The 17,498-nt window shown below is 60.6% G+C and carries 13 protein-coding genes; 6 read left to right on the top strand and 7 right to left on the bottom strand.

Annotated features, from left to right (window positions below):
- The 3 genes from D6877_RS03555 to D6877_RS03545 form a co-directional block, all read right to left on the bottom strand.
- The coding region (locus D6877_RS03555) for an ATP-binding protein (protein WP_130909876.1) at positions 1 to 1,669 on the bottom strand (1,669 nt) is incomplete at its 3' end.
- Positions 1,666 to 3,168 carry an ATPase domain-containing protein gene (locus D6877_RS03550; protein ID WP_024013082.1) on the bottom strand — a complete coding sequence of 501 codons (1,503 nt, stop codon included), beginning with the start codon at positions 3,166 to 3,168 and terminating at the stop codon, positions 1,666 to 1,668. The genes D6877_RS03550 and D6877_RS03555, both read right to left, overlap by 4 nt.
- A 132-nt stretch (positions 3,169 to 3,300) precedes the next feature.
- Complete coding sequence (locus D6877_RS03545; protein WP_130909875.1) at positions 3,301 to 4,356, bottom strand: tetratricopeptide repeat protein; 1,056 nt, start codon at positions 4,354 to 4,356, stop codon at positions 3,301 to 3,303.
- A 170-nt stretch (positions 4,357 to 4,526) separates the two neighbouring features.
- Here D6877_RS03545 and D6877_RS03540 point away from each other — a divergent pair, with 170 nt between their 5' ends.
- From D6877_RS03540 to D6877_RS03530, 3 genes are read left to right on the top strand one after another with little or no spacing between them, the layout of a single operon-like run.
- Positions 4,527 to 6,662, top strand: coding sequence for an FUSC family protein (locus tag D6877_RS03540; protein WP_130909874.1), 2,136 nt, complete (start codon positions 4,527 to 4,529; stop codon positions 6,660 to 6,662).
- On the top strand, positions 6,652 to 6,852 hold the full coding sequence (locus D6877_RS03535; protein WP_016774855.1) for a DUF1656 domain-containing protein: 201 nt from the start codon (positions 6,652 to 6,654) through the stop codon (positions 6,850 to 6,852). The genes D6877_RS03540 and D6877_RS03535 overlap by 11 nt, the downstream gene beginning before the upstream one ends.
- A 4-nt stretch (positions 6,853 to 6,856) precedes the next feature.
- Entirely contained in the window at positions 6,857 to 7,801 is a 945-nt protein-coding gene (locus D6877_RS03530) for an HlyD family secretion protein (RefSeq protein ID WP_071172553.1), read from the top strand.
- A 226-nt stretch (positions 7,802 to 8,027) separates the two neighbouring features.
- Here D6877_RS03530 and D6877_RS03525 read toward each other — a convergent pair whose 3' ends face one another.
- The 4 genes from D6877_RS03525 to D6877_RS03510 form a co-directional block, all read right to left on the bottom strand.
- Positions 8,028 to 9,449, bottom strand: a complete 1,422-nt coding sequence (locus D6877_RS03525) for a TolC family protein (RefSeq protein WP_130909873.1) — start codon at positions 9,447 to 9,449, stop codon at positions 8,028 to 8,030.
- Positions 9,446 to 12,625, bottom strand: coding sequence for an efflux RND transporter permease subunit (locus tag D6877_RS03520; RefSeq protein ID WP_130909872.1), 3,180 nt, complete (start codon positions 12,623 to 12,625; stop codon positions 9,446 to 9,448). The genes D6877_RS03525 and D6877_RS03520 overlap by 4 nt, the downstream gene beginning before the upstream one ends.
- Positions 12,626 to 12,640: 15 nt before the next feature.
- Positions 12,641 to 13,894, bottom strand: a complete 1,254-nt coding sequence (mexE, locus tag D6877_RS03515; RefSeq protein WP_130909871.1) for a multidrug efflux RND transporter periplasmic adaptor subunit MexE — start codon at positions 13,892 to 13,894, stop codon at positions 12,641 to 12,643.
- Positions 13,895 to 14,167: 273 nt separating this feature from the next.
- A complete protein-coding gene (locus D6877_RS03510) occupies positions 14,168 to 14,620 on the bottom strand; it encodes a DUF805 domain-containing protein (protein WP_130909870.1) in 453 nt (150 codons plus the stop codon).
- A 312-nt stretch (positions 14,621 to 14,932) separates the two neighbouring features.
- On the opposite strand from D6877_RS03510, the gene gcvA reads away from it, so the two are divergent.
- The 3 genes from gcvA to D6877_RS03495 all read left to right on the top strand — a co-directional run.
- Entirely contained in the window at positions 14,933 to 15,838 is a 906-nt protein-coding gene (gene gcvA / locus D6877_RS03505) for a transcriptional regulator GcvA (RefSeq protein ID WP_130909869.1), read from the top strand.
- Positions 15,839 to 15,913: 75 nt separating this feature from the next.
- Positions 15,914 to 16,741 carry a DMT family transporter gene (locus D6877_RS03500; protein ID WP_130909868.1) on the top strand — a complete coding sequence of 276 codons (828 nt, stop codon included), beginning with the start codon at positions 15,914 to 15,916 and terminating at the stop codon, positions 16,739 to 16,741.
- A gap of 29 nt (positions 16,742 to 16,770) precedes the next feature.
- Positions 16,771 to 17,498: SDR family oxidoreductase (locus tag D6877_RS03495; protein ID WP_130909867.1), on the top strand; the 728-nt coding region annotated here is incomplete at its 3' end.

Here is a 17,498-nt window from a genome sequence, read left to right as displayed (position 1 = left end):
AGCTATTGATCATCTCGCGCACCTTGGCGGTGAGCAGATCAAAGGTGAAAGGCTTGGTGATCATCTGCATCCCCGAGTCGAGGAAGCCACCGCGCACCGCCGCGTGTTCGGCATAACCGGTGATGAACAACACTTTCAGACCTGGTCGGTATTGCCGACCGACCTCCGCCAGTTGCCGACCGTTCATCCCCGGCAGACCAACGTCACTGATCAGCAAATCAATACGTTGCGTCGAATTTAGAATCGGCATGGCGCCATCGGCATCACCGGCCTCAACAAACGCGTAACCCAACTCACTGAGCACGGCGCTGACCAACACGCGCACAGCCGGATCGTCTTCGACGATGAGTACGGTTTCGCCATCCATCGCATACGGAGCCTGCTGCGAATCCGAGACGGGAATTTCCACTTCTTCACCACGGAAACGCGGCAGGTAGAGTTTTACCGTGGTGCCTTGATCGACTTCACTGTCAATCGACACATGCCCGCGTGATTGCTTGCTGAAGCCATAGATCATCGACAGTCCGAGGCCGGTGCCCTGGCCGATCGGCTTGGTAGTAAAAAACGGATCGAACGCACGGCTGACCACGCTTTGCGGCATGCCGCTGCCGTTGTCGGTGACGCTGAGCATCACGTAATCGCCCGGCTCCAGATTGCTGTAAGCGGCGGTGAAATCGCGATGCAGCACCTGATTGCTGGTTTCCACCACCAGTTTGCCCCCCTCGGGCATCGCATCGCGGGCGTTGATTACCAGGTTGAGCAGGGCGCTTTCCAGTTGATTGGGATCGGCCTCGGCAACCCAGAGGTTGTCGTCCAGGCGCATTTCCAGATGAATGCTTTCATTGAGGCTGCGTTGCAGCAGCTCGCCCATCGACAGCACCAGCGTGTTCATCTGCACGGCTTTCGGGTCGAGGGATTGCCGGCGGGAGAACGCCAACAAGCGGTGAGTCAGGCCGGCGGCGCGGTTGGCGGAGGTAACGCCTAGATCGATCAGACTGTCGAGGTCTTCGGTGCGGCCCCGGGCCAGACGCCGGCGCAGCAGTTCCAGGCTACCGATGATGCCGGTGAGCATATTGTTGAAGTCGTGAGCAATGCCGCCAGTAAGTTGGCCGACCGCTTCCATTTTCTGCGATTGGCGCAGCGCTTCTTCGTTGTGGCGAAGCTGTGCGGTGCGCTCTTCAACCTGTTGTTCGAGGGTTTCCAGCGTCGATTGCAGGCGGCGTTCGCTTTCACTCAGGTCGATCAGCCGATCGCGCGCTTCATATTGTCGTCGCCGCCCACGCAGGGCGGCGGAGACCAGACTGACCAGCGTCGCGGGATGGAAGGGGCGCTCGAGAAAAGTCACGTTGCCGAGCAGGGTGCTGAGACGCGACGGCGGCCCTTGTTCATCGCCGCCATGATGAGTCAGCAGCACGATTGGCATGTCCGACCACGCGGGCTGCTGGTCAAGGTAGGCGATAAGTCCTTCCAGTTCCGGTCCGCGCAACGCTTCAGCAGCAATCAGCAGCAACCCGGCACCGACCTCCAGTTCCGTGCACAGAGCGCCGAGATTCGGCGCCACCATGCCGCCGTAACCGGCTTCGTTGAGAATCATCAACGCGATCTGGCTGTCACGACCCATGGGCGCCAGCACCAGCACCCGCTCGGCCAACGGCGTGTTGACCGTCACAAGCTTTCATCCTCGAGCAATGGATTGCTCGCTCCCATATAAGTCGGCACGCCACGCAGCACGCCCTGGAAGGATTCCAGCGGTTGGCCGATGGTCATGCCACGCGAGGAGATCCGGTATTCACGGATGGTCGACTCGTGGTTGCCGGTACGTTTTTTGATAATCGAGATCGCCCGGCGGACTTTGCCGAGGGCTTCGAAGTAGCGCAACAGAATCACCGTGTCGGCCAGGTAAGTGATGTCGACCGGCGCCTGCATATCGCCCACCAGACCGTGCTGGGCGACCGTCATGAAAGTCGCCGCGCCTTTGCGGTTAAGGTACAGCAGCAGCTCGTGCATGTGCAGCACCAGCGCGTTTTCTTCCGGCATCGCCGCTTGATAGCCGTTAATGCTGTCGATCACCACGGTTTTGATACCCAGCTCATCGACGCAACGACGCACGCGATGGGACAACTCACCGGGAGACAATTCGGCGGCGTCTACTTGTTCGATCAGCAGGTTACCGGTGGCCTGCAAGGCTTTGAGGTCGATGCCCAGATGACGCATGCGTTCGAACAGCAGGCCCAGCTCTTCATCGAAAATGAACAGCGCGGCTTTTTCGCCTCGGGCCACCGCTGCGGCGGCGAAGATCATCGAAATCATCGATTTGCCGGTACCGGCCGGGCCGAGAATCAGCGTGCTTGAGCCGGTCTCGATGCCGCCGCCGAGCAGGGCGTCCATTTGCGGGATGCCGCTGGACAGCTGCAGACGTGGGTAGTCGCCGCGATGTTCCGCCGCTACCAAGCGTGGGAAAACATGGACGCCGTCGCCCATGATGGTGAAATCGTGGAAACCGCCACGGTATTTCTGCCCGCGATATTTGACCACTCGTACCCGACGACGCTCGGCGCCATAGCTTGGCGTCAGCTCTTCAAGGCGAATCACGCCGTGGGCGACACTGTGCACGGTCTTGTCGAGGGATTCGGTGGTCAGGTCATCGAGCAGCAGGACGGTGGCGTCGTAGCGCACAAAGTAGTGCTTGATCGCCAGAATCTGCCGACGATAGCGCAACGAGCTCTGCGCCAGCAGACGGATCTCCGAAAGGCTGTCGAGCACTACGCGGGTCGGTTTGAAGCGTTCGACAACTTCGAAAATCTGCCTGGTCGCCTCGCCCAGTTCAAGGTCCGAGGAATACAGCAGGCTTTGCTGATGCTCGGCATTGAGCAGGCTTTCCGGCGGTGTCAGCTCGAAGATCTTGATGTTTTCGTTCAGCTCCCAGCCGTGGGAGAGCGCACCTTGACGCAGTTCTTTCTCGGTTTCCGAGAGAGTGATGTACAGGCAGCGTTCTCCGGCCAGCGCACCGGCGCGCAGAAAATGCAGGGCCACGGTGGTTTTGCCGGTCCCGGGTTCCCCCTCGAGCAAAAACACATGGCCGCGAGACAGGCCACCGGCAAGGATGTCATCCAGACCTACAATGCCGACGGCGGCCTTTGCACTGATCAACTCGTTTGATGTAGTCAAAAAACGCCCTCTTATGACTAGGGTAATCCGGCGGCTGGCTAAGTGAGCCGCCTGAATAACTTGACCTCAGGGCATGTTCACGGTTCCGCTTTTTCTTTCGACAGGTGGTTGATTGCACCCGTTTTACCTTGATTAAAGACCCTGTTGCAGGGCCGGGTCGTCCGGATTGAGCTGCTCCAGTTGCGCCAGCAGAATCTGCACATTCTGCAACTGGCCGCTTTCCTTCCAATAGTTGATCAGCAGCACCCGCGCCTTGCGGTCGGCGGGGTGGCGCTGGACGATTTCCTGCAATTGTTTCTGCGCCGCTTCCAGTTCTTCCGCACTGTGCAGTGTCGTGGCGAGGTCGTAGCGATAATCCTTGTTGTCCGGTTCCAGTTCGACCGCTTTGGACAGGCCGAGCAGGGCGTATTCGCGCTGGCCGTGATGCAACAGCCACAGACCCAGGGCATGTTGCAGATAGGCCGAGTCAGGCTGCGCCTTGAGTTGTTGTGCAAGTAACTGGCGGGCCGCATCGCTCTGGCCCTGGCGGTCGAGCACATCGATCTGCATGACCAGCGCCGACAGGTTGCCGGGCTCCAGGCGCAACGTGTTGTCCAGCGCTTGCTGTGCCTGTTTGTATTCGGCGTTATGAATATAGAGACGTGCCAGTTGCGCATAGTTGGCGGCGCTTTCCGGCTGGCTTTCGAGCGTCTGCTGCCACCCGTCGATGGCTTGCTGTAGCGGCGCGAAATACAGGCCCAACTCGTCCGGGGTTAGGCCGAGCAGGGCATTGATCGCAGCGAAACGGACAGTTTGTTCTTCATCGTCGAGCAGCGGCCCGAGCAACAGGCTGCGTTGCCCGCCGGGCACCAGGCCGACGATGCTTTTGATCGCTGCGACGCGCACTTGCGGCGCTTCGTGATGCAAGTCGATGTCAGCCAGTTTCAGTGCCTGCGGGCTGGGATAGTTGGGCAGCTCGCCATGCAGCCAGACGCGGCGCTTGACCGAGATGTCCGGGCGCCCCAATTGCTGGTACAACTGGCGCGCCGCTCCGGGCTCACCGGTGCGCGCGGCGTTCAGCGCTTCGCTGTAGCCATGTTTGATAGCATCGGGAATAGTCGGTGCATTGCTGCGCCAGGACAGCCAGACGACGCCGAGGATCAGGACGAGGCCTAGGCCGATCAGCAGGTTGCGGCGGGACTGAGTCATGCGGGTTTCCGAAAGCTTCGAACTTGAGCAGAGCGGCAAGCTTCGTTCAGCTTGGCGCGTGAGTCAAACCGTTGCCAGCGAATCGTCCTACAACACGTGTCGACTGTGAAATCCGTCAGGCTTTTGCTGCAATGTCTACGCTTGCAGAAGTCGTTTTGAAGAGTGTGCCCATGCCAGCGCTGTTTGCTTATTTCAAGGCTCTGATCCATCCCGGTCAGGCTGTTCTGCTGTTTGCCCTGCGGACTATCGCCGCTGGCCTGTTGACCCTGTATCTGGCGTTCATTTTCGATCTCGAACAGCCGAAGTGGTCGATCATGGCCGTGGTGATCGTCAGCCAGCCATTGGCGGGGATGGCACTGGCGCGCAGTTTCGGCCAGGTGATCGGCACCACCGTGGGGGCGGCGGTGGCGGTGTTGATCATGGCGATTTTCCCTCAGGCGCCGCTGCCGTTCATTACCACATTGGCGTTGTGGCTGGCGCTGTGCACGGCGGGCGGCACCTTGTTGCGCTACACCAGCTCCCAGGCGTTCGTGCTCAGTGGTTACACCGCTGTGGTCGTGGCCTTGCTGGCGATTCCGGATCAGGACGGCACGTTTCTGCTAGCGGTTACCCGTGTCACCGAAACCTTGTTGGCGGTGGCCTGTGTCTGCGTGGTCAGTTTGCTCACGGCACGGCCTGAAGCTGTCGCCAAGGGCTATTTCGCCAAAATCGATCAGGTCATCAAACTGGCCGCCAGCCACGCCGCCGAGGTGCTTCGCACGGAAGGAAGCGAAGCCGATTTCCAGCGTAGGCAAATGCAGCTGCTAGGTGAAATCAGCGCGCTGGAAGGTTTGCGCCGTCATTTGTATTTCGATGCGCCACGGTTGCGCAGCGCGGACAACCTGGTATTGCTGCTCGGCAATCAACTGATGCTGCTGACCTCGCGACTGACCGCGCTGCGTCATCAGCGTGAATTGCTCATCGAACGCTGGGAGGGCGATCTGCCGCTTGAGGTTCAGCAGTTGCGGGCCGAGGAATTGGCATTGCTGGAGCAGCTCGCGCAACAGGGGCGCGCGCTGTCTGGCGCCGATCGGCAGCGTTTCGTCACCTTACAGCAACAGTTCGAAGCGTTGGCGTACAAGGCCGAGCAGCAGACCGAGAACATGAGCGCGACCCTGCGTTCACTGGCCTGGGCGCTGCGTTGGGAGCAGGCGCGCCTGTTGCAGCAACTTGAGCAGATCCTCGAACTGAGCGACGCGATTCAGGAAGGGCGCCCGGCCAGCTGTCTCTATCGCGGCCAGAGCAGTCCTTTGCATCTGGATTTCACCCTGGCTTCGATGAATGCGATTCGCGCATTTACCGCGCTGTTGGTGTCCGGCCTGATCTGGATCGAAACCGCATGGGATGGCGCGCGCGGCGGGATGATTCTGGTGGGGATTCTCTGCTCGCTGATGGCGACTTTTCCGCGCCCGCTGATGGCTGCGCAAAGCTATGCGCGCGGCCTGGGCCTGGCACTGGTGGTATCGGCGTTGTACCAATTCATGCTGGTGCCGGCGATCAGTGATTTCGAGCTGCTGGCATTGCTGCTGGCGCCGCTGCTGTATGCCATTGCTGTGGGCATTTCCAGTCCGGCCACCGCCGGTATCGGCATGGGCCTTGGCCTGTCCAGTTTCCTCATGCTCGGACCGCAAAATACCGGCACTGGGCAGAACACGGCGATCCAATGGTTCGAATTCGCCGGCGCCTACGTCAGTGCAGCGATGCTGGCCCTGATCGTTTATGCGCTGATCTTCCCGTTCCGCCCGGCCTTGCGCATCCGGCGCCTGTACGGCGAAGCGCGGGAGCAGGTGTACCAACTGAGCAAAATGCCGGCGACCGATGAACAACAATTCGCTTTCGAGAGTCGGATGACCGATCGCCTGACCAGCATGCTCGGCCTGCTGCCAGCGGCGAACGATCGTGCCATGCAGCGCTTGTACGAAATCAGCCTGGCATGCGTGGCCTTGGGCGTGGCCATGCATCAGCTGCGGCAGCAGGCGCAGAACAATGGGTTACTCACCGATGCGTTCGGCCAACGCCTGGCGTCGGCGTTGCGCAAGACTGGTCGTTTGGTTGCCGGTCGCGACGATGTCCAGCTTGCGGCGCTGCTGGCCACGTTGCACCAACTCGGCGATGAGCTGGACGAGCTGCACGCCACCAGTCATGAACATCTATGGTCGGTGTTTCGCATGCGTGTGGCGCTGCTGATTGTGGTGTCGTTCCTCGAGCGGCACGGCGAATATTTGCAACCTCAAGGCCTGGAAGGAGAACCGCAACTTGCCCATTGATTTCGAAATTGGCGGGGTCTATCTGCCGCCGATTGCCCAGGCACTGTTACTGGCGATTCCGATCTTCATGTTGCTGGACTGGTGTCTGCGGCGCCTCGGCGTGCTGCGCCTGGTGTGGCATGAAGCACTGTTCGAAGGCGCACTGTATGCCTGTGTCTGCGCCACGCTGATTCTGTTGATGGGAGCCTGATGTCTTGAAAGCACTAGTTGCACGAATGATGACCGTGGCAGTGGTGATCCTGGCGATCGTCCTTGGCTGGTTTGCCTGGGAGTATTACACCCGCGCGCCGTGGACACGGGATGCTCGGGTGAGGGCGGATGTGGTGACGCTGTCGGCGGATGTTTCGGGGCGAATCGTCAAACTGGCGGTGCAGGACAACCAGCATGTCGACAAGGGCCAATTGTTGCTGGAGATCGATCCGGCCCGCTATCAACTGGCGGTCGAGCATGCCCGGCGTTCGGTAGAAGTATCCAAGGCCTCGCTGGGGCAATCGCAAGCGGCAATCGTCGCCAGTGAAGCGTTGCTCAAACAACGTCAAAGCGAGGAGCGCCGGCGCCGCACGCTGAAACAGGGCTTCGCGATTTCCGGTGAAGAATGGGAGAAGGCCAGTACCGACGTAGCGGTTGCCCAGGCCGATCTGCTGCGCAATCAGGCAAACCTCGGGCTGGCCGAAGCCAATGTGCAACTGGCAATTGCCGCGCTGACCCAAGCCGAACTGGACTTGCAGCGCACCCGCGTTGAATCGCCAGTGAGCGGTTACGTGACCAACCTGCTGACCCGCCAGGGTGATTACGCACAGGCGGGCGGGGCACTGCTGGCTCTGGTCGACAGCGATTCGTTCTATGTCAGTGGTTACTTCGAGGAAACCAAGCTGCCGCGAATCGAGGAGGGTGATCGGGTACGCATTCAATTGATGAGCGGTGAGCGTTTCGGCGGCACGGTAGAAAGCATCGCCTTCGCCATCGCCGACCGCGAAAACGCGCCGGGCAGCCGTCTGCTGGCGAACATCAACCCGAGTTACACCTGGGTGAAACTGGCGCAACGGGTGCCGGTGCGTATCGGCATCGATGGCGACTTTGCCGGCAAGCATCGCCTGCGCGCCGGTACCACCGCCACCGTCACCGTCCTGGAACCCTGATTCCCCTGTAGGAGCTGTCGAGTGCAACGAGGCTGCGATCTTTTGATCTTGGGACGCAGAGCGTCCCCGGCTGCATTCCCATCAAGGATCGCAGCCTCGTTGCACTCGGCAGCTCCTACACGGGATTGGTGAATCAGGCAGGCATAAAAAAACCCCGCGACCGAATGATGCGCGGGGCAAAAAATTTGGTTGGTTGCGGCCAACCAAAGGAGCTCTTTAACAATCTTTACTTGCTGGCAACTGTCTCCGGTTGCCAGCCACCGCCGAGGGCCTTGTAGATCGCGACAATGCCGCGATACAACTCGACTTCGGCCTGGGCCTGACTGTCTTCGGCGTTCAGGCGCTCACGCTGGGCGTCGAGCAGGACAAGGAAGTCGGTGGTGCCTTCGCGATAGCGGATTTCCGCCAGATCGGCAGCCTTGCGGCTCGATTCGCTCTGACGGATCAGCGAGATCAGGCGTTGCTGACGCTTGCCGTAATCGCTGAAGGCGTTTTCCGATTCTTCCAGAGCCAGCAGTACTTGTTGCTCGTAGTTGGCCAGCGCGCCTTCGGCGTCAGCATCGGCGCCGCGCAAACGGGCGCGGACGCTACCGAGGTCAAACGCAGCCCAAGTGATGCTTGGGCCGAGTGCCCAGGCGTTGGCCGCCGAGGAACCGATTTGCGAGCCACGTCCGGCCGTCCAGCCGAGGAAACCGCTGAGACTGACGCGTGGGAACAGGTCGGCTTTGGCCACGCCGATTCGCGCAGTGGCCGAAGCCAGTTGCCGCTCGGCGCTGAGGATGTCCGGACGACGTTGCAGCAGTTCACCCGGATCACCGATTGGCAGCGCCTTGGCGATGGCCGGCAGGTCTTTCGGGCTCAGGTCAACGGTCAGCTTGTCCGGGCGCTCACCGAGCAGGGTGGCGATACGGTTTTTCTGCCGAACCTGTTCCGCCTGCAACTGCGGCACAGTGGCTTCGACGTTGGCCAGACGCGCATCGGCGCGCTCGACATCGAGCTGATCACCGACACCGGCGTCACGAAGGCTGATGGTGATCTTGCGCGACTCCTCCTGGTTGTTGAGGTTGGCCACGGCGATCTTTTCCCGCAACTGTGCGCCGCGCAGTTGACCGTAGGCATCGACCAGTTCGGCAATCATGGTGACTTGCAGCTGGTACAGATCGGCTTCGGCGGCTTGCTGGTCGGCATCACTGGCTTCCAGGTTGCGCTGGATGCGGCCGAACAGGTCAAGCTCCCAGGCCATGTCCAGACCGAGGTCATAGCGTTCGCTATTGACCCGGTCGGTGGTCTGGCCAGGAATCTGGCCTTTGCCCAGGTCACTGCTGGCGCGGCTGGTGATGGTTGGCATCGCGTCGTTGCTGGCGTCGTCGCGGATTGCCCGGGCGGCTTTCCAGCGGGCGAACGCCACGCGTAGTTCACGGTTGCCTTGTAGCGACTGACTCACCAACTGGTTGAGGGTCGGATCGTCGAATTGCTGCCACCAGATGCCTTCGAATTTCGAACGGTCGAAATTTTTTTGCCCGGCGGCGCCGTCGGTGGCGGTCGTAATATTGGCCGCCTCCGTGGCTGGGGTCTTGTAGTCGGGGCCGACGGCGCAGGCGCTGAGGGCCAGCACCAGCAGACTCGGCAGGAAGACTTTCAGACTCATTGTTGCGCCTCCAATTGCAGGGCTTTGGCTGCTTTGCGTTGCTCGCCGCGTTCGACAAAGTTACGGATCAGTACGTAGAACACTGGCGTCAGCAGCAGACCGAAGAAGGTCACCCCGAGCATCCCGGAGAACACCGCCACACCCATGGCGTGACGCATTTCGGCACCGGCACCGCTGGAGAACACCAGTGGCACCACACCCATGATGAACGCGAAGGAGGTCATCAGGATCGGCCGCAGACGCAGGCGGCAGGCTTCCAGTACCGCTGCGAGCGGGTCGAGGCCTTCTTCCTGTTTATCCTTGGCGAACTCGACGATCAGAATCGCGTTTTTACAGGCAAGTCCCACCAGTACGATCAAGCCGATCTGGGTGAAGATGTTGTTGTCACCGCCGGAGATGATCACACCAGTAATGGCCGACAGCAGGGTCATCGGTACGATCAGGATCACCGCCAGTGGCAGGCTCCAGCTTTCGTATTGTGCGGCGAGCACCAGGAACGCCAGCAGTACGCAGAGCGGGAACACGAACAGCGCGGTGTTGCCGGACAGAATCTGCTGGTAGGTCAGGTCGGTCCACTCGTAGGTCATGCCGTTCGGAAGTTCTTCCTTGAGCAGTTTCTCGATGGCTTTTTCTGCCTGGCCAGAGCTGTAGCCCGGGGCTGCGGCACCGTTGATTTCAGCGGTGATGAAGCCGTTGTAGTGCATCACGCGATCCGGCCCGGAGGTGTCGCTGACCTTGATGAAGGTTGCCAGCGGGATCATCTCGCCTTTGTTGTTGCGCACTTTCAGCTGACCGATCTGGTCGGACTCAAGACGGAACTGCTGTTCGGCCTGAACGTTGACCTGATAGGTGCGCCCGAAGCGGTTGAAGTCGTTGGCATACAGCGAACCCAGGTAGATCTGCAGGGTGTCGAAGATGTCGCTGACGGCCACGCCATGGGTCTTGGCTTTTTCCCGGTCGATGGCGGCATCGACCTGCGGCACGTTCACTGTGTAGCTGGTGAACAGGCCGGCCAGTTCCGGCACGTTGTGGCTCTTGTTGATGATGTTCATGGTTTCTTTGTACAGCTCGTCGTAGCCGAGGTTGCCCCGGTCTTCGATCTGCAGGCGGAAACCACCAATGGTGCCCAGGCCTTGTACCGGCGGTGGCGGGAAGATCGCCATGTACGCTTCCTGAATGTTCGCGTACTGGCCGTTCAAGGCACCGGCAATCGCACCGGCGGACATGCTCGGGTCTTTACGCTCGTCGAACGGTTTCAGCGTCACGAAGACGATGCCGGCGTTCGGGCTGTTGGTGAAGCCGTTGATCGACAGGCCCGGGAACGCTACGGCGCTTTCCACGCCCGGCTGTTTCAGCGCGAGGTCGGACATGCGCTTGATCACGTCTTCGGTGCGATCCAGGCTCGCGGCGTCCGGCAATTGCGCGAAGGCCACCAGGTATTGCTTGTCCTGGCCGGGTACGAAACCGGTCGGCGTGCTGGAGAAACCGAAGAAGGTCAGCACCATCAGGCCTGCATACACGAGCAGGGCGATGCCGCTGCTACGGATGACCCGGCGCACGGTGCCGACGTAGCCATGACTGGCACGGTCGAAGAAACGGTTGAACGGACGGAACAGCCAGCCACCGAAGATTCTGTCGAGTACTTTCGAGAAGCGGTCTTTCGGCGCGTCGTGACTTTTCAGCAGCACAGCAGCCAGCGCTGGCGACAGGGTCAGCGAGTTGAACGCCGAGATCACTGTCGAGATCGCGATGGTCAGTGCGAACTGTTTGTAGAACTGCCCGGTGAGGCCGGAAATGAATGCCGCCGGAATGAACACGGCACACAGCACCAGTGCCGTGGCCACGATCGGCCCGGTCACTTCACGCATGGCGCGTTTGGTCGCTTCGACCGGCGTCAGTCCAAGTTCGATGTTCCGTTCGACGTTCTCCACCACGACGATGGCGTCGTCGACCACGATACCGATGGCCAGTACCAGGCCGAACAGCGACAGGGCGTTGAGCGAGAAGCCGAACAGGTGCATGACCGCAAACGTACCGATCAACGATACCGGCACCGCCACCAACGGAATGATCGAAGCGCGCCAGGTCTGCAGGAACAGAATCACCACCAGCACCACGAGGATCAGCGCTTCGAACAGGGTGTGCACCACCGCCTCGATCGAGCCACGAACGAAGATCGTCGGGTCATACACGATGCTGTAGTCCATGCCCTGCGGGAAGCCTTTCTTCAGCTCTTCCATCTTGCCGCGCACTTCGTTGGAAATGTCGATGGCGTTGGAGCCGGGACGCTGGAAGATCGGGATCGCCACCGCCGGCTGATTGTTCAGCAGCGAGCGCAAGGCGTATTGGCTGGAACCCAGTTCAATGCGCGCGATGTCCTTCAGGCGAGTGATCTCACCGTCGTCGCCTGCGCGGATGACGATGTTCTCGAACTCTTCCTCGGAGACCAGACGGCCTTGAGTGTTGACCGACAGCTGGAAGCTTTGCGCGGTCGGGGCAGGGGGCGCGCCCAGTTGACCGGCGGCGACCTGACGGTTCTGCTCGCGAATCGCGGTCACCACATCGGTCGCGGTCAGATTGCGCGAAGCGGTCTTGTTCGGGTCGAGCCAGACACGCAACGAGTAGTCGCCCATACCGAACAACTGCACGTCACCGACACCACCGAGGCGAGCAAGCTCATCCTTGATGTTGAGGATCGCGTAGTTGGACAGGTAGAGCATGTCGTAGCGCTTGTCCGGTGAGGTCAAGTGCACAACCATGGTCAGGTCGGGCGAAGCCTTGTCGACGGTGATACCGATGCGCGTCACTTCCTCGGGAAGCTTGGGCTCGGTCCGGGTCACCCGGTTCTGCACCTGCACCTGCGCGTTGTCCAGGTCAGTGCCCAGGGCGAAGGTGATGGTCAGGGTGATCTTGCCGTCAGCGGTCGATTGCGAGGACATGTACAGCATGTTCTCGACGCCGGTGATCGCCTGCTCCAGAGGAGCGGCCACGGTTTCACCGATGACTTTGGGGTTGGCCCCCGGGAAGTTGGCACGCACGACCACGGTCGGCGGCACGACTTCCGGGTATTCGCTGATCGGCAACTGGAACAGCGAGATCGCACCGGCGATCAGGATCAACAGCGACAGCACCGCTGCGAAGATCGGCCGGGAAATGAAGAATTGGGAAAAATTCATCGGAGTTGTCGTCCCTTAACCGCGTGGGGTCGTAGCAGCCAGCTTCGCAGCCGAACCCGATGCACCCTTGGCAGGGGCAACTTTGGGCAGGTTGCTGGCTTCCAGCGCTTGACGTTGTTGAGCGAGGGCGGCGAGGGTCTGCTCGCTGGCCATCGGAATCACCTCAGGGGTGACCGGTGAGCCAGGACGAACCCGTTGCAGACCCTTGACGATGATGGTGTCGTCCTTGTTCAGACCGTTGCGGACGATGCGCAGGCCTTCGATTTTCGGACCGAGTTCGACGGCGCGGTACGCAGTCTTGTTGTCGCCATCCATCACCAGCACGAACTTCTTGCCCAGGTCAGTGCCCACGGCTTCGTCATTGATCAGCATGGCGTTGTAGGTGCCGCTGCCGACCAGCTTCAAGCGAGCGTAAAGGCCCGGGGTGTAGGTGCCGTCAGCGTTGTCGAAGACAGCGCGACCGCGGATGGTGCCGGTTTTCGGGTTGACCTGGTTGTCGACGAAGTTCATCTGGCCCAGGTGCGGGTTGCCGCCCTCGTTGGACAGGCCCATGTACACCGGAGTCGTTGCGCCACGCTGACCATTGCGGGCCAGTTGCGTGTATTTGAGGAACACGCGTTCGTCGGCGTCGAAGTAGGCGTAGACCTTGTCGGTGGAGACGACGCTGGTCAACGCGGTGGTGTCGGCGGTCACCAGGTTGCCGGCAGTGATTTCGGCGCGGCTGACGCGGCCGCTGATCGGTGCGGTCACGCGGGTGAAGCTCAGATTCAGTTTGGCCAGGTCCAGTTGTGCCTGCAGGGCACCAACGGCGGCGCGGGCCTCTTGGGCGGCGCTGGTGCGCGAGTCGGCCAGTTCAGCGGAAATGGCGTTGCTGGTACGCAGGCGTTCGCCGCGCGCCGCTTCGTTTTCGCTGCGAGTGGCGGTGGCGCGGGCTTGAGCAACCAGAGCTTCGAGGCGGCGTACCTCGGCCTGGAACGGACGCGGGTCGATCTGGAACAGCAGGTCGCCTTTCTTGACCAGCGCGCCTTCGGTGAACGCGACTTGATCAATCTGGCCAGAAACCCGTGGACGGATTTCAACCGTTTCCGGCGCCTCGAGGCGCCCGGTGAATTCGTCCCACTCGTTGACCGGTTGTTCGATAACCTTCGCCACGCTGACTTTGGCAGCGGGCGGGGCGCCGGCAGTCTCAGGGGTTTTGCCGCAGGCGCTCATCACCAGTACGGCCAGCATGGCCAACGGGAAGCGCAAATGTTTGAGTGATTGTTCCATGGATGCAATCCGCCGAATTGTTGAAGATGGGCGGATGATGCTCGGCGCGGGTGTGATGGCACGAATCGAATGAAGCAAAGGTAACTATCATTCGGAATGATATAAGGGCCGAGGCAGCCCTCTAGCATGCACCTTTCGTTAGGGGGCTATCAATTGGTTCCCCGGCAAAAGTTTGTTGCCTGAACCGCAACGATCCAACGCGGCCCCGAAAACGATAACCCAAAACAAAGAAACGGCCATAAAGGCCGTTTCGATCCGCGATGCGGCTGAGGGTCAGTTGAAACCCTGGCGATTCGCACCAAAACGGTTGGGACCGGGTTGGCTGTCCTGCGCCAGGAACACGATGTTGACGATAGGCAGCAGAATCCACCAGCCGCTGCGGTCAGTGTCGTGCATGCGCCGTACGCCAACAGCGAGGCTCGGCAACAGCATTGCCAGGTTGTACAGGCTCTGCAAAACGCCACCGGTCTTGAGCATGGCGTCGAAAACGCTCATGACAATAGCGATGCCCATGTTGATCAGAAAGAACATCCAGTATTCACGGCGCGTGGCGCGTCCGGTGAACACGGCATATTTCTTCAGCGCTTCCACGTACGGGTTGCCGCTTGCCATGACGGGGCCATTGGCAATCGAATGCAGTGGCGCTTGAGGTGCGCCGCACTGTGGGCATGCCAATGCCAGTGTACTTATTTCCTTGGCGCAACCACGGCAGAAAACCAGGCTCATGTTTTTTTCCCTAAAAAATGGTCAGTCGAAAGACGGGACAGATACGCCCCGGTGTTTTCGTTGGTGCAAACATCGCCGCCAACGAGAGCAGAGAGACTGAATGCCCGACTCTCCATTGGCGGGGCGGCGGTAATCTAATCGTTACCATAAGGTTTGTCATCGGCTCTCGGCTTTCGATTTGTGGGTCTGCGGCTAAACCCAAACCCGATCGTCACCAAATCCACTTGGGGCGAGAGGCATGCGAAAGCATTCCGCTCTAACATGAGCTGATATTCATACCGTCAGCTTCTGCCAACCCCGGAACTTTCATCTATGCGCGACCTGCCCCCGACCGCGACCCTGCGGGCTTTCGAAGTGGCCACCCGGCACCCGACGTTCACGGCTGCCGCTCAAGAACTGCACGTGACCCAAAGCGCCGTCAGTCATCAGCTCCGGCACCTTGAAGAACTTTGGGGATTGCAATTGTTCGAGCGCGGTAAAGCGTTACGACTCACCGCAGCGGGGGCGACGCTGGCGCCGATCGTGCGCGAATTTTTCATGAGCCTTGAAGCAACGCTGGAGGATCTGCGCGAGCAAAAGGACAGGGTTCGCCTGTCTGTCAGCACCACCTATTCGTTCGCGTTGAAGTGGCTGCTGCCACGCTTGCCGAACCTGTCACGCCAACACCCGGAGCTGTTGGTGTCGCTGGATACCACGGACAAGATCATCCACTTCGCCAATGGCGAAGCCGATGTCGCGATCCGCTTGGGCAAAGGCAATTATCCCGGTCTGTATTCGGAGTTCCTGTTTGGCGAGCAGGTGTTTCCCGTGGCAAGTCCCGAACTGCTGCAGCGCGTCGGCACGCCCGGCAGTCCCGCCGAGTTGCTGCAGATGCCGTTACTCATTCGCGACGGCGCCGAGTTGGCGCCGAAATGGGAGGTGTGGTTTCAGTCCGTCGGGCTGGAGTTTTTACCGCTGCGCGAAGGCGTCAGGTTTGGTGATACCAATATGACGGTGGAAGCTGCGTTGCTCGGCCAGGGTGTGGCGCTGGTGCGCAGCGGCCATGTCGAGAATGAAATCGCCGATGGCCGCCTGGTGAGGCTGTTCGATGTGCCGTTCACTTCGCCGCTGGCCTACTATTTCGTCTGTCCCAAAGGCATTGAAGCACAGCCACATATCGTCAATTTTCGTGAATGGTTACTGGGTGAGGCGTTGAAGGTGCAGAGCGCCCAGTGCTGAGGCATGAGCTTTTACTCATGCTTCAATGAGGAAACTTCGCTGTAATGCCAATGCCAGTGATGCCTAGAATGCCGCATGCCAATCCATCTCGTACTTCTTGTTCTGTTCGCCGCGCTCCTGCACGCTAGCTGGAACGCGCTGCTGCGCGGCGGCGCCGACCGGCTCTGGTCGATGACGATGATGTGCGTGGCCATCGCCATCGTCTGCGTCATCGCCGCCTTTTTCATGGACGCGCCTGCACCTGAGAGCTGGGGTTATGCGCTGCTCTCGGCACTGCTGCATGTCGGCTACAACCTGTTTCTGGTGCGCAGCTATCGGGTCGGCGACCTTGGGCAGATCTATCCGATTTCCCGCGGCTCGTCACCGGCGCTGATCACCCTCGGCGCCGCGCTGTTTGCCGGCGAAACCATAACCCCCGGCGAACTGCTCGGCATTGGTCTGGTGTCCGGGGGGATCATTTCGTTGGCGTTCCGAGGGCGCAGCCTGTCGGTGCCGAGCCTGCCGTATGCGCTGGGTACCGGTTGCTTTATTGCCGCCTACAGCGTGGTCGATGGCATTGGCGCCAGACTGTCGGGGGCGCCGCTGGCTTACACGGTTTGGATGAGCGCACTGTGGGGCGTGCTGATGCCGCTGGTGTATATCGGCCTGCGCGATGCTCGCAGTCTGTTTTCCGTACGGCCCGGCATGCTCGCCGCTGTGGTCGGCGGACTGGTCTCGTTGCTGGCCTACGCAATCGTTATCTACGCCATGAACGAAGCGCCACTGGGCGCGGTGTCGGCCTTGCGCGAAACCAGCGTGTTGTTCGCGGCATTGCTCGGCTATTTGTTCCTCGGTGAAAAACTCACCGTCCGCAGGATGCTGGCGTGCGTGGTCATTGCCAGCGGCGCCATCATCATCGGCTGACACAGCCCAACTGCTCAGGAGAACGTCGCATGGATAACGTTTCGCAGGCCCCGCTGATTCTGATCACCGGCGGCAGTCGCGGAGTCGGCGCCGCCACCGCCCGACTCGCTGCCGCGCAAGGCTACGACATCGCCGTCAGCTACGTCGCCAACGAGTCCGCTGCGCTGGCGGTGGTGGCCGATGTCGAAGCAATGGGTCGCAAAGGCCTCGCGGTGCGTGCTGACAGTTCTGACCCCGAGCAGGTTGCTGAACTGTTCTCGGCCATCGATCGCTCGTTCGGACGCATCGATGTTCTTGTGAATAACGCTGGCGTGCTGGCGAAGCAGTCACGCATGGAGGACCTGAGCTTCGAACGCATGCAACGCATCTTCGCGGTCAATGCTCTGGGACCGATCCTGTGCGCGCAGCAAGCGGTGAAGCGCATGGCTTATCGGCACGGCGGCACAGGTGGGGCAGTGATCAACGTTTCTTCTGCCTCGGCGCGCTTGGGCAGCCCCAATGAATACGTCGACTACGCAGCATCGAAAGGCGCGCTGGAAACCTTCACCATCGGCTTTGCCAAAGAAGTCGCACGCGAGGGTATTCGGGTCAACTGCATTCGCCCGGGCCACATCTATACCGACATGCACGCCAGCGGCGGCGAGCCGGGGCGGGTGGATCGCGTGAAGGACTCGATCCCGATGGGCCGGGGAGGTCAGCCGGAAGAGGTGGCGCGGGCCATCTTGTGGCTGGCCAGCGCGGAGGCTTCGTTTGTCAC

The sequence above is a fragment of the Pseudomonas sp. Sample_9 genome (genome assembly GCF_004307535.1).
GTDB classification, from domain to species: Bacteria; Pseudomonadota; Gammaproteobacteria; order Pseudomonadales; family Pseudomonadaceae; genus Aquipseudomonas; species Aquipseudomonas mercuritolerans.
Note: the sequence above shows the minus strand (reverse complement) of the source record. Positions and strands in the feature narration are given on the sequence as shown.

What these genes read in the sequence shown, in the direction of transcription:
- D6877_RS03545 (WP_130909875.1), bottom strand. Translation starts at nt 4,356, where the DNA reads ATGACTCAGTCCCGCCGCAACCTGCTGATCGGCCTAGGCCTCGTCCTG.
- D6877_RS03540 (WP_130909874.1), top strand. Translation starts at nt 4,527, where the DNA reads ATGCCAGCGCTGTTTGCTTATTTCAAGGCTCTGATCCATCCCGGTCAG.
- D6877_RS03525 (WP_130909873.1), bottom strand. Translation starts at nt 9,449, where the DNA reads ATGAGTCTGAAAGTCTTCCTGCCGAGTCTGCTGGTGCTGGCCCTCAGC.
- D6877_RS03520 (WP_130909872.1), bottom strand. Translation starts at nt 12,625, where the DNA reads ATGAATTTTTCCCAATTCTTCATTTCCCGGCCGATCTTCGCAGCGGTG.
- mexE (WP_130909871.1), bottom strand. Translation starts at nt 13,894, where the DNA reads ATGGAACAATCACTCAAACATTTGCGCTTCCCGTTGGCCATGCTGGCC.
- D6877_RS03510 (WP_130909870.1), bottom strand. Translation starts at nt 14,620, where the DNA reads ATGAGCCTGGTTTTCTGCCGTGGTTGCGCCAAGGAAATAAGTACACTG.
- gcvA (WP_130909869.1), top strand. Translation starts at nt 14,933, where the DNA reads ATGCGCGACCTGCCCCCGACCGCGACCCTGCGGGCTTTCGAAGTGGCC.
- D6877_RS03500 (WP_130909868.1), top strand. Translation starts at nt 15,914, where the DNA reads ATGCCAATCCATCTCGTACTTCTTGTTCTGTTCGCCGCGCTCCTGCAC.